Consider the following 13,441-nt stretch of genomic DNA (forward strand, 5'->3'; position numbering starts at 1 on the left):
ATGACAAAAAATTTAAATCATTATCATGTGCATACTACGTGGAATGAAGTACTAGACGGAATATCGTTGAAGAATAAAAAGTATCTAATCACAGGCGCTAATATTGGATTAGGCAAAGAGTCTGCTAAGGCAATATTAAGCCATGAAGGATATGTTGTTCTTACCGTCAGGACAGAGGAAAAAAAACAACAACTTTATACGGAGCTTTCTTCACAATTTGATGATGCTTTATTTGAAATTAAATTGCTTGATTTGTCATCGTTAAATGATATTCGGCGTTTCGTAAAGCAAATTATTCTAGAAGATGTGAAACTTGATGGGATATTGGCTAATGCCGGGGTAATGGCCACTGATTTTAAATTAACCGTCGATGGATTTGAACAGCAGTTTGGCATTAATCATTTAGGGCATTTTCTATTAATTAACAAGCTGACACCTTGCTTATTAAAAGGTGCAAGGGTTGTTATGATGACATCGGGGGCGCATCGCTTAAGTAATGTCGATTTAGATGATCCAAATTTCAATCATCGACCATACAGCCGTTGGACTGCATACGGGCAATCTAAATCAGCAAATGTATTATTTGCATTTGAGTTTGATAGGCGCTGGAAAGATTATAATATTCGAGCTTTTGCGGTAGCTCCCGGCATTGTTCTTGATACAAACCTACATCTGCATTTGCAGCACGATGATTTTAAAGAGTTAGCAGAGAAACAGGACACCAATAAAGTGCCTGTAAAATCATTATCAGCCGGTGTTGCAACACAGATTATGGCATTGTGTCACCCTGAATTTGCGGATAAAGGGGGAATTTTTTTAGAACATTGCAGTTATTCTCAAATTAATGAGGATACGCGGCAGGGAACGGGGGTTATTCCATGGGTACTGGATGTCGCTTTCGGTCAAAAATTATGGCACCTCTCGGAAGAAATGGTGAATGAAACATTCACAGAATACGCCAAACTGAAATCTGAAGTGAGTTATGGGGAGTTGGCCCATAATCGTTTACCTCAAAGCAAAAAAATTAGCCTGACAGGGATAGAATTTAAAACAGAAAACGCAGTGATTGAGATCTTTTTCGATCAAAAGAGCTGCACGATAGAAGGTTATCACCAACAAGGTATTTTTATCCCGAAAGAGGCAAATTATGAAGCGGTTGAGGTGAGAAATAATCTGTTTTTTGTGGATCTTTTATTTCCAGAGCATACGGAAATTACGCTATCTATTGCACTCGATTTTACCACAAATAAAGCGCTATTTATTCTTACACAATATCAGCCTAAAAGTTTGCCTGATCACAGCAAGCCAATACCATTAAAGTTAGCGTCTAATTATCAGCAATATTTTACACCAGCAATAATACTGACTGGAAACCATAAAGTTAATGAATGCCGGTATCCTTTTATTACGAGTGATTTGATTGGCAGTCGGGCGTTATATTGTTATTCGAATTTACCACCGACAGTGTATGAGCATATTTATATCAATTCACATTGGTATTGCTATAACGTCATTAATGGTATCAGAAAAGGTGATGGGGGATGCGATCAAGTGAGTTATTATAAGTTTGACGATTCTACTTATGTGGTGACTTGGCGAGAGCTATTAATCGACCTATCCTTTGTTTTTGTTTATGACTTGGAGAATAAGACGACAACAGGGAAAGGCTGGGGAAATCTGTCTGAAGTGAATAAAATGATTAATATTCCAGCCGGTGCAAATATTATTTCTCTTAACTCATTAAATTACCCATTAAATTATATTCCAACATAAGGTGTTTATAATGAGTCAAGATGCTGATTTAGTCATTATTAATGCCAAGGTTGCAACGGTAGATAAAAACTTCTCTTTCTATGAGGCGATAGCGATTGCAAAAGAGAGAATTATTGCTGTTGGTGATAATGATGATATTTTTAAAAAAATAGGTTTTCATACTCAGATAATTGATGCAAAAAATAAGCTTGTGTTACCTGCTGCACATGACGCGCATATCCATGCGACACACACGGGCATGCTGATTTCTGGTGATTTCCTAAATTTGTTTGAGAGTAAATTAAAAAATGAGTTTGAAAGTCAGTTGGAGACTCATTTAACCGCTAAAAAAAACAGGGACTGGATCTACGGCATTGGATGCCCCTTTGAACTCCTTGATGATAACGACGAAAAAATCGCGGTTAACCAAGCTTACTTATCCCAAAAAACGAATGGGAAATTAGCAAGCTTTAGCGATTTTAGTTTACATAACCTAATTGTTAATCAGGAGGTTATAGAATTATCAGGGTTAAATTCTAAATCCATAGAGCTACCGAAAGAGGTCGGACGGATAGGTATTGATCAGCAAGGTGAGCCTAACGGTATTATTTCTGAATGGGGAGCCATGAACCTTGTTGGGAAATATTTACCTCAGCTATCTGATGAAGAACTTAAAAGCTATATTTTACTTATCCAATATCATTTACTGCAAAATGGCATCACAAGTTACACCGATATTTTAGGGCCAGGAGGCGATAATCTATTTCATGGTGCTTGGAGTAGCAGAGTCATAAAGCTCTATAAGGCGCTTTATGATGAAAATAAGTTATTAACTCGGGTTAGTGTTAATTTATTTGCGGCAAAAGAAGGTGTGCACAGTTTTAAAAATATTATTTCTGGTGCCGAAGCGTTTTCATATCCACTTCATACCGATAAATCATGGTTAAAAGTCGATACGATAAAGTTATTTGGTGATAGTTCACCTTGTATTCGAAGATCATGCAATGGTTATCAAGGAGAGCTAACCTTTGCTGGTCATAGTGTTGAAGAACAAATTGCCGAACTTAATAAAACCATTGTTGAATTACACCGCTTAGGTTGGCAGGTTGGTATTCATGCAATTGGTGGAAAAACGATTGATGCAGCAATAGATGCCTTTTCTTATGCAGAAAAGGTCATGCCAAATAAAGACTTACGCCATTTTATTATTCATGGTGATGATCTCACGATTGAGAATGCGAAAACAATGGCAAAAAATAATATTTTGCTATCCTGCCAACCAATCGCAGGCTATAGCATGATCAATGATATTAAGCAGATTATACCCGATGAGTACAACGCTAAGTTATTTGACTGGCAGTCTTATATTAATGAAGGCGTTGTGGTTGCTGCTGGCTCTGATGCCTGTTGCTTCCCATTTAATTGGTTAAAAGGACTTGAATTTACGCTGACTAGAAAAGCTAAAAACAATCAAATTTATCAATCTGACCTAGGTTGTAAGATTGAGGATGCCATTCGCATGTACACCATTAATGGTGCCATTCAGGAACATCTTGAACATGAAAGAGGTTCGATAGAAGTAGGGAAATTGGCTGACTTACAAATATTAAGTCATGACCTATTTACTATTCCGGCTGAGCAAATAGGGAAAACCAATGTCATTATGACCATTTGTAATGGAAAAGTTGTGTATCAACGGTAATGGAATACCAGATGTGCTCGCGATTATTGAAGCTACACCAGATTATCTACTTAGGGGAATAATATGTTTTGCAGCATGAAAGACTCCACGATTAAAACTGGTCTTTTTTATCATGAATATTGTTTATGGGGGCGGAGTTATAAATCATCACCGCTAGCTTATAATCAAATGAATTGGATGCAACCTTTCGCGAATAATGAATTTGGGGCTAGCTCTGCAAGTTGCGTACGTCGTTTTAAATCCTTAATTGATGTGAGTGGCATGAATGAATTTTTATTTTCATACAGTGCACCCCCCATTACTTATAATGATGCGGCGCGTGTTCATACCCAAGAGTATTTGAATGATTTTATTGAACTGAGTAAAAATGAAGGGGGGGAATTAGGTTTACAGGCACCATTTGGACCGGGGGGGTATCAAATAGCGCTATTATCCGCAGGCCAAGCAAAAGCCGCTGTTCATCAAGTGATGGACGGTTCTTTAAATAGGGCTTATGCCGTATGTGTGCCAGCAGGCCATCATGCTTTGCCAGATAAAGCGATGGGGGCGACCTATTTAGCGAACAGCAGTATTGCCGCTAAATATGCCCTTGAGAATTTAGGGGCAAAAAAAGTCGCTATATTGGATTGGGATGTTCATCATGGAAATGGAACTCAAGCTATTTTTTATAACGATAATAAAGTGCTTACCATCTCTATGCATCAAGATAACTGCTTCCCAATTAACTCAGGAGGTATCGAAGAACAAGGTAACCGAGAAGGTTTAGGATTCAATATTAATATTCCGTTATTACCGGGATGTGGCCATGATGAATATTTATATGCATTAAGAACAATAGCAATCCCTGCTCTTAGGACCTACAAACCGGATCTCATTATTATTGGCAGTGGTTATGATGCAAGTACCTTTGATCCTCTAGGACATATGCAACTCCATAGCCAGAGTTATCGAGAAATGATAGAAAGTATTGTCGCGGTCGCTCAGGACGTTTGCCATGGAAAAGTGGTTGTCATACATGAAGGAGGCTATTCTGAGCATTATGTTCCCTTTTGTGCATTAGCACTACTAGAAGGGTTAAGTGGCATAAATACTCAGGTTGTCGACCCTTTTATTTCTTTTATCCAACAACAAACGATTCCTCAAGAACTCAAAGAGTTACAAGAAAATTTAATAAATCACCAAGCGATTAAATTGGGTTTGTAACAATATTCTATTAGAGCAAGCGTTACACATTAAATTGATCTATTAATTGGGTGAGACATAATGAATATACTAAAAACCAATGATAATGTCATTATTGGGTGGCACTCTTCTTTTTCGGGAGGCGATTTTGATACTCAATTAGCAATAATTATCTCTGAAGTAAATAATGCATTAATAAAAATGGGGATTAGTTATGCGGATATGCTAAAACATACAATAGCGATTAAAAGTGATAAAGTTGATCCCATCTATGCGATTAATCAATTTCATAAAGTTAGCCACGAAATAGTACAAGGCTACGGTAATAAAAAACCTGTTGGAACAATTATTCGGCTTCCGAATTTTAGCAATGATAATGCTCTGGTAGCCATTGAGTTTATTTTTCCTCGTCATAACAAGGCGGTTCAATGCTTACCTTTCTATAATATGGAAATGGACGTTAGCCGCTCTTTAATTTATGAGGAGCTACTTTATATTACAGGCACGGAAGCGTTGATTGTTTCCGATGATAATAGCCATGCTTATTACATCAATGATACCCTTGAAGAGCAAGTTGCGGTGATTTTTGATAAAATTAATCGTTCAATAATTGAGTTAGATTACTCAATGGATGATCTTATTTTATTAAATGTTTATCTTCGTAGTGATGTCGCATATCAGCCAGTAATAGATCTGATAAAAGACGAGATTGCTAAATATACTGGAAATATTCAAGCTATTAATTGTGAACTCAATGTCACCTATTGTGATGGGATGGCCGTTGATGAATTTTTAATAGAAATAGACGGTTTTGTAAAAAGCCCATTATCACAGTTGGCTGCACCTATTCACTATGCTTGCTTTCAACTTAACCTAGATTTATATGATAGCTTTATACATGCAAAAAAACATATAGATAATATATTGGAAAATAATTTTTCATCCAGTATTAGAATCACAATAAAATATGTTAAGAGTAAAAACAGTAGTGAGGCTTATATTGATATTATACATGATGAGCTAATGACGAAGTTAACAAGCGCCCATGTGGAAAATTATATTGTAGAGACATTGCCAGTCAAAAAACTCATGAATAACAAGTCATTTTTAGAAATAAGCATTCATTCATTTTAATTTATATCACAGGTGATAACATGACAGAGCAAATAATTTCTGATACATCATTTGATATGTTTACGAATGAGTTAAAAAAGAATCGAATAAAGAGAAGTTATGACATTATTAATATTGAATTTAATCTTTATTTAAACAATGAAAGTTTTTATTTTCGTATTGATGAACATGACCATATTATAACGAATAGTGTTTTTTTAAGCTCTTATTTTGATAAGAAAAAAAGAAAAATCAGCGATATGACCGAAGTTGCGGATAAAGTATTTTTAATTGAATTATCAAAAGGGAGCATTGATTTTGCTCACTCAATTTTAGTACTAGATCTCAATAATAGTCATGTTGTCCTGTTTAGCTCTCAATACCAGCCAAGTAAGAAAACGACGCCGAGATTCGAACAGCATTATCATGTTGGAAAGATTATTGGCGATAACGATAATACGCTTCTCCCCGCAGAAACACGAGATCTTATTGGCTTACATATTCTGAATGAATACAGTGAAAGTACCGCCGTTGAACATATTTATATTAATAGCCAATGGTATGCGTATCATATTTATGGAGGGGTAAGGCATGGTGAATGTGATTGTGACCAAGCAACTTACCTAAAAATTAAAGATGATGTGTATTTACTTGGTTTTAGAGAGTTAGCGGTCGATGTCGCGATTATTTTGCTCTTAGACTTAAAGTCAATGCGCAACACCGGGTTTGCCGTTGGCTATACGGATGAGCAATGGTTTAGCATCCCTATTGGAGCCTATATGAAGCGGATTAATAAACGGCTTGAAGAGCACAATTTTCACGCTTTATGATAGCCCTGTTTTTTGATGTATTGAAGTGGCGGTGAGCCAGTCCAGCGTTTAAATGCTTTTGAAAAAGCGGCGCTGTCCGTATAGCCTAGTAGTTCAGCTAGGCTATCTATTCTAATCTTCTCTTCAACGAGTTTATCGATAGAAATATCACAGCGAATTTTATCCAGAATATTTGAATAATTAATATTTTCTTTTGCTAATTTACGTTGTAATGTCCTTGGTGAGATATACAGCTTTGCCGCTACCCAAGATAATGAAATATCTTTTTGTGATAAAATATGTTGGTACATAATATCTTGCACTTTCATACTCATGGATTCGGGCATACAACTTGAGTGTTTAAGTTTATTTAGATGATTTTTTAAGAAAAAAATGAACGTTTCATCATGCTCTTTTTTATTAATACCAGCATTTAGCCACTCTTCATCAAATGAAATACCATTGAATTTAGCATTGTCTTCATAGTGAGTTGGAATGATTTTTTTCAAATTATCTTTATCTTTTCGACTTAATGCATATTGGAAATAAAATGTATCAGGTATCCAATCTTTACCAAGTCGCTCTCTTATTTGACTCACTAACCTAAATAAACTGTACTCAATGTCAAACTTATAGTATTCAGGCTTAAATATACTCACTTCATAATTGATTAAAACCTTTTTGTTTTCTATGACAATATTAGTGTGTGTTTTGCCTTGAAATAGATCGGTATATTGGTTGAGTTCGATTAAAGCGGCATGTAATGTTTTTGCCGACATAAAAATTTCACTGATCGGTGAGTAACTATGATAGGGTGCTGCGATACCCGCTTTCGCACACCAATGCTGATCTTTTGTTTCATGAGCAATTAAACGTAGAAACTCGTTATAAGCTTGTATGGGGGCAACTTCTGTTAATTTTAGTAATTTAAATTTATTATATAAAATTTTTGATCTATATGAAAAAGGAATATCCAGTGACTGTAAATAACTCATGATCTCGGATATTTTTAGCTGATGTATATAAGAGTTATATGAATGATGGGCGTTAGTTTCAGGTTTCATTTTTATGCCTCGTATTAATGAGATGCTATTTTGCTTGAATTCATTAACCGCACATTCTTTGATATGACAAAATTACATGTTAGTAACAAAATAGCAATGAATTTATATCATTATTATTTTATATTGATGATATAAATATATCGTTATATTCTTTATTTTTGATTGAAATCTTAAATAAATAACAATTATTTTGAACATCAATTATCTTAATTCATTAACGCTCTTTTTAGAATGCTCTTATTTAGTATTTTTTGTTTTTTTTAAATTTGACTTAATTGTTGTTGATTGACCTTTTATTTTTTAGTTCATACCTTAGTTTTATGAATAAATGCTATTGGTGTCACCAAAGTAAGAGTAAAAGCTATTAAATAACTACAATGCTGCTATAACAATAATAAATAAAAGTCACTCTTATTGTATTGGTCGTAAACGCGTCATAGGTTGCAGTATATTTTTCTTGGAGAAGCACACAATGATAGGCACAGTAAATCGGTTATTGGCACATGACGATGCTGGAAAATTGTTATTACGTATTACTATTGGCGGATTAATGTTATTCCATGGCATGAGTAAATTGTTAACAGGCGCTAGTGGCATTAAAGCTATGCTTGCTGCATATGGTTTACCCGAATTTATTGCTTATGGAACTATTTTGGGGGAAGTTGTCGCACCGATTTTCATTATATTAGGAATACTCACTCGCCCAGCCGCGCTGCTTGTCGCTTTTACCATGTTTATTGCTTGGTTAATGGTAGGGCTTGATAAAACGTTTTTATTGGATAAAACGGGGGCATGGGCAATTGAAAGTATTGTTTATTTCTTTGTGGGATCAATTGCACTTGCGTTAATGGGAGCAGGGCGCTTTTCTGTTATGAAGAGTGCAACGTGGCGTTAAGGCTCAATACGATGAATATCAGGCCATCATAAATGGTGGCCTGTATCTTTAAAAGCTTATGATGCAATGCTTTTGGCGAACTTTGGATGAGATTTTAATGTGTCGAGATAATGATTAATGACCGCGGAGTTTTCGATAAAATTTATCTTTTCCATAAATAGAAGAAAAGCCCCGACATACACATCGATTGCGGTTAGTTGTTGGCCGCAAATATAAGGTGCAGCGTTACTAAGTCCTGTTTCTAGACAATCCATAACGCGTTTAAATGAGCCAAAACCTGACATTTTTTGCTGTGCTTCATCTAACTGTAAGCCCATTGCATGCGTTGTAAATGCCGCTTCAATAGGGCCTGCGGTAAAAAAGAACCAGCGATAATAGGCTGCTCGTTGTGGGGAATTAAACGCAGGCGCTAACCCTTTTTCTATAAATTTATCGGCTAAATAGACACAGATAGCCGCAGTTTCAGTGATAATATGTTCACCATCGACTAAAGCGGGAACTTTTCCCATCGGATTAATAGCAAGATATTCGGCAGTATGCATTTGCTCGCCATATTCAAGCTCAATTCGCTGATAAGGTACATCTAACAGTTTAAATAGCAGGTCGACCGTATTGCCGCGTGACATCGAATTTGTATATAGGGTAAGTGAGCTCATCGCCTTTTCCTTATGATTAAGTTGAGTCGCTATCATAAGGTAGCGGTGTGTCAGATTCTGTCAGTAGTCACACATAAAGTCTCTTTTCGCCATTGCTCAAATAAATAATGTTTGGGATAGGGTAATTTATCCTCCAGAGCAATATAGGATTGGATCCGATCTAAGCGAAAATGGCGATAACTTTCTCTGAGTTCGCACCAAGCGGCTAAGACTTGGGTATCTTTCATATAGCCAATTGCGATTGGCCAGATAACTCTACTGCTAAATTTCCCACTTTCATCTTGATAGTCAATTTTAGCTTTTATTTCTTTTCGTAAACTCAGTCTTAGGTTTTTCGCAATCACATTATTAATCGGTGCAATTTGTGTGCTAGGTGCAAATAATGTTGTTTGGTTGATAAGGTTTTGTGACCCCTGTTTGACAACCGCATTGATTTTATTGATTGCGCGCATGGCGGATAATTTCAGCTCTTCATCGGCATTACTTTGTACCCAGCGTAAACCTAAGATCAGCGCTTCGAGTTCGTTATCATCGAACATTAAAGGGGGAAGTAACAAACCGGATTTTAGCTGATAGCCGATACCTGCTTCACCTGTAATTTCGGCACCTTGGCAGCGTAGTTCATCAATATCACGGTAAACAGACCGAATACTGATGTGCAATTGTGACGCGAGAGACTCTGCCGTAATGGGATAGCGACTTTCTTTTAATATCTGTAATAAAGTCAATAAACGTTGAGTGCGGGTCATTGGTTACTCTGTGCGTTGGCTGGAAATCGTATTATAACATTGGTGCTTAAGGCGAGAATAAAAAATAGCGGCGAGAATGGCCTCACCGCTAATTAAAAATGACTGGATTGATGGTGGCTATCTATCGTTTGCTAAGATAGCTTTTTGTAAAAACTTATCTAATAAAGCGCTATCACGGCAATAAGGCTCTGGAAGATTGAGTTTTTCTGATTTTTCAATCGTCTCAATAATCAACCTGTCGATAGCAGGGCGCCGTGAACCATATTCGCTTTCATCTACATTTTGTTTGATCACTAACAGTTCATTGATTTCCGCCAAAACGGCGTGATCGGTGACTGTTGCACTGACCAATTGTGAAAAAGCCATTGGTGGCATGATTTTTGAGTGTTCAATCCAACGCAACGCCAGTATTGCCCTTAAGATATAAAAATATTTTTTTAGGCGTACTGTTTCCCCTTTAAAATCTTCCCGCAAGTTACGTTTTGCTATGGATAAATAGTGATAACGTGCCTTTAGCGGTGAATAGAATTTTGACGCTAATAATTCAAATTGTTGAATAAATGACGCATCCTTGTGGTAAACAATTGGCGAATGCAGCCATTCAATTAACGCAGGGTTAGAATTACGCATCAATTTTAAAGCTTTTGATAATTCCCAACCGGAAACATCCAGTTCATTATCAATGGGTTTTTCAATCACATCGCGTTTTCTATCGAGTGTTAAATACCAATCTAATTGATGAACATAAATAAACCTCACATCATAATCGCTATCACAAGAAGCAAAACCCCAACCGCGGCTTCCAGACTCGCACGCAAACAGGATTTTTACCCGATGGGCTGTTTCTATTTCAGCTAATGTTTTTTGTATGCGCTCTCGCATTAATGGCGTTATGCTTTCACTCTCCATGCCATTCTCCTATCCTTTCACACACACGACCTGACGCAGTGTATGTACGATTTCTACTAATGACGATTGTGCGGCCATCACGGCATCAATATCTTTGTATGCCATTGGGATCTCATCAATGACGTCACTATCTTTTCGACACTCTACATGGGCTGTTGCTAGTTTTTGATCTGCCACAGAATAGCGCTTTTTCGCTTCTGTTCGACTCATCACACGGCCTGCACCATGGCTGCAAGAGCAGAAACTTTCTTCATTCCCTAAACCGCGTACGATAAAGCTTTTAGCCCCCATAGAGCCGGGAATGATCCCCATTTGCCCTTTTCTCGCAGATACGGCACCTTTACGGGTTACCAGTATCTCTTCACCAAAATGGTGCTCTTTTTGTACATAGTTATGGTGGCAATTCACCGCTTCTTGTTGTGTGGTGAATGGCTTCGTGATCGTTTTTGATAGTGCTTCTAGTACTCGGTGCATCATGACTTCACGGTTATGGCGAGCGAAATCTTGTGCCCAACCTACGGCTTCCATGTAATCATTAAAGTGTTGGCTCCCTTCTTCAAAGTACGCCAAATCGCGATCAGGCAGATTGGCAATATGCTGTTGCATATCTTTATGTGCTAATGAAATAAATAAGTTACCAATCGCGTTACCGACACCGCGAGAACCACTATGTAGCATCACCCATACACGATCTTGTTCATCTAAACACAGTTCAATAAAGTGGTTACCTGTTCCTAATGTTCCTAAATGGTTGTAGTGGTTTGTTCCACGTAGTTTTGGGTATTTATCACAAATACGTTTAAATTCTTCATCTAAATGCGCCCAATGCTGATCAACAATTTCGGGTGCTCGATGCCAGGCTCCTTTATCACGACCATGGCGTTGAGTTGTACGTCCATGTGGAACAGCCGCTTCAATTGCAAAACGGATATTTTGCAGGCTATCCGGTAAATCAGAGGCGGTTAGTGAAGTTCGCACTGCTATCATCCCACAACCGATATCAACGCCAACGGCAGCCGGAATAATGGCGCCTTTGGTTGGGATCACACTACCAATAGTGGAACCTTTACCGACATGTACATCAGGCATTACTGCTAAATGTTTAAAAATAAAAGGCATTTTAGCGGTGTTTTGCAGTTGTACTACGGCTTTAGGATCAACCGGTACACCGTTAGTCCACATTTTTACAGGTGCGCTATTTTCCAAAATAAGTTCGTTAACAGCGTTATTGTTCATTCTTTATTCCTTAATTTTTACCAGTCCGTTTAATACTTGATCCAATCCACCATAAACGGATATTTGGTCGATTCGATGCGCAATGCTTTCTAGTGTTTCCAGCTCTTTTAAACGTAAAGCAATGGGGTTGTTTTCCATGACTTTTGCCGTGTTTAATAATGAGCGTGTTGCCGCGGTTTCTTCTCGACGGCGGATCACGTTTGCTTGGGCGGCCTTTTCCGCTTCTACCACTTGCGATAAAATAGTTCGCATATCACCCGGCAAAATAATGTCTTTTACGCCAATGCTATCGACATCCAAGCCAAATTCAGCGACACATTGGGTAATTTGTTCTAGCATCAATTCATCAATGAGTTGCTTGTTTTCCAGTAACTCATCTAATGAGCGTGTGCCGATAATTTCTCGTAAGGCAAACTGTAGCTCACGGTAGAGATAATCGACGGGTTGGCTCAACTTTGAGAAGGCCAACAAAATATCACGGTAGCGCCAGTTGGCTGACAAATTGATACGCAATGTCACTTTGTCTTTGGTTAGGATCTCTTGACCACTGACCTCAATCGCCAGTAAACGGGTATCAATAACGTCTACCTGAGGCTGGTGTTCAATACACCAGTAACCATAATTTCCGGGTTGCAATAATGTTTTGACTTCACCATCAACCTTTAATACCCCAACATGCCACGCTGGAACTTGGACCACTAAGCTGATATCTCGACCCTTAATCCATTTTTTGCTATTTAGGCGGTTGACTAATGTTTGTGGGATAGCAATATCACCAGTTTGTTGAATATCTACACGTAATGTTTCTGCAATTTTCCAATACAGGCGTCGCGTTGCCGGCGCTAAAATTTCAGTCAAATTATTATGAAGATATAAAAAAGCGATCTCGTTATCCGATAAATTAATATCTATACAATGCGCTTCCACCCAATCAGGGTGATATTGGCGCAAATGATCAGCCAACTTTGCATCAATAGGTTCATGATTAAGTGTGAACAGGCTAACGGTGAGTTTATTAAACCAATCATTGATACGGTGTTCACCTGCTAGCAAAAGATGCTGAAAATTACCGTTTTTCTCGGTCAGCGCAATTTGTCCTTGTGCCACAATTATTTTTTTCATTATTTATTCCTTTATTATTATGAGCCACCATCGAAGAAAGGTATGGAGTGATGGGGGGAAAGTTAGAGTGCCGTCAAACTGGCTGTCTAAGGTTCTGCCCATGACCCGATAAAGATCTCGGAGGGTGGTGTGTTGCCTAATTTTTATAACCCGTTGTTATATCAAGTTTTTTGTTCTGGAAGGAACAGATTAACTATCATTAAGTTATTATCTTACTGACGGCGGAATACAGACCATGTAGTGACATCATTT

Annotated in this window: 12 protein-coding genes; 6 read left to right on the top strand and 6 right to left on the bottom strand. The window is 37.6% G+C overall.

All coding sequences use genetic code 11. The annotated features are described in order from the left end of the window. The 5 genes from PR675_RS13555 (at position 1) to PR675_RS13575 (ending at position 6,579) form a co-directional block, all read left to right on the top strand. Positions 1 to 1,773, top strand: a complete 1,773-nt coding sequence (locus PR675_RS13555; protein WP_004926047.1) for an SDR family NAD(P)-dependent oxidoreductase — start codon at positions 1 to 3, stop codon at positions 1,771 to 1,773. Positions 1,774 to 1,783: 10 nt separating this feature from the next. After that, complete coding sequence (locus PR675_RS13560) at positions 1,784 to 3,454, top strand: amidohydrolase (RefSeq protein WP_060560913.1); 1,671 nt, start codon at positions 1,784 to 1,786, stop codon at positions 3,452 to 3,454. Between the two features lie 63 nt (positions 3,455 to 3,517). Next, complete coding sequence (locus PR675_RS13565; protein WP_053110147.1) at positions 3,518 to 4,657, top strand: class II histone deacetylase; 1,140 nt, start codon at positions 3,518 to 3,520, stop codon at positions 4,655 to 4,657. A 60-nt stretch (positions 4,658 to 4,717) separates the two neighbouring features. Then, complete coding sequence (locus PR675_RS13570; RefSeq protein ID WP_272582764.1) at positions 4,718 to 5,770, top strand: RidA family protein; 1,053 nt, start codon at positions 4,718 to 4,720, stop codon at positions 5,768 to 5,770. 20 nt (positions 5,771 to 5,790) lie between these two features. After that, entirely contained in the window at positions 5,791 to 6,579 is a 789-nt protein-coding gene (locus PR675_RS13575; protein ID WP_004926053.1) for a MoaF C-terminal domain-containing protein, read from the top strand. Here the strand turns inward: PR675_RS13575 and PR675_RS13580 are convergent. Further along, a complete protein-coding gene (locus tag PR675_RS13580; RefSeq protein WP_060560914.1) occupies positions 6,567 to 7,622 on the bottom strand; it encodes an AraC family transcriptional regulator in 1,056 nt (351 codons plus the stop codon). The genes PR675_RS13575 and PR675_RS13580 overlap by 13 nt on opposite strands. A gap of 472 nt (positions 7,623 to 8,094) precedes the next feature. Between PR675_RS13580 and PR675_RS13585 the strand changes: the two genes are divergently transcribed. After that, positions 8,095 to 8,517, top strand: a complete 423-nt coding sequence (locus tag PR675_RS13585; RefSeq protein ID WP_014656892.1) for a DoxX family protein — start codon at positions 8,095 to 8,097, stop codon at positions 8,515 to 8,517. Between the two features lie 56 nt (positions 8,518 to 8,573). Here the strand turns inward: PR675_RS13585 and PR675_RS13590 are convergent, their stop codons facing one another. From PR675_RS13590 to PR675_RS13610, 5 genes are all read right to left on the bottom strand, one after another. Then, positions 8,574 to 9,173: a glutathione S-transferase family protein gene (locus PR675_RS13590; protein ID WP_014656891.1), complete on the bottom strand. Its 600-nt coding sequence runs from the start codon at positions 9,171 to 9,173 to the stop codon at positions 8,574 to 8,576. A gap of 50 nt (positions 9,174 to 9,223) precedes the next feature. Further along, positions 9,224 to 9,922 carry a helix-turn-helix transcriptional regulator gene (locus tag PR675_RS13595; protein WP_004926059.1) on the bottom strand — a complete coding sequence of 233 codons (699 nt, stop codon included), beginning with the start codon at positions 9,920 to 9,922 and terminating at the stop codon, positions 9,224 to 9,226. A 117-nt stretch (positions 9,923 to 10,039) separates the two neighbouring features. Next, positions 10,040 to 10,831, bottom strand: a complete 792-nt coding sequence (locus PR675_RS13600; RefSeq protein WP_004926060.1) for a nucleotidyltransferase domain-containing protein — start codon at positions 10,829 to 10,831, stop codon at positions 10,040 to 10,042. 9 nt (positions 10,832 to 10,840) lie between these two features. Beyond that, the gene (locus tag PR675_RS13605) at positions 10,841 to 12,067 is read right to left on the bottom strand and encodes an RtcB family protein (RefSeq protein WP_004926062.1); all 1,227 of its coding nucleotides are present in this window, start codon (positions 12,065 to 12,067) and stop codon (positions 10,841 to 10,843) included. 3 nt (positions 12,068 to 12,070) lie between these two features. Further along, positions 12,071 to 13,192, bottom strand: a complete 1,122-nt coding sequence (locus PR675_RS13610; protein ID WP_169342296.1) for a slipin family protein — start codon at positions 13,190 to 13,192, stop codon at positions 12,071 to 12,073. Positions 13,193 to 13,441 lie beyond the last annotated feature (249 nt).

Source organism: Providencia sp. PROV261, assembly GCF_028477945.1.
Classification (GTDB): Bacteria; Pseudomonadota; Gammaproteobacteria; order Enterobacterales; family Enterobacteriaceae; genus Providencia; species Providencia stuartii.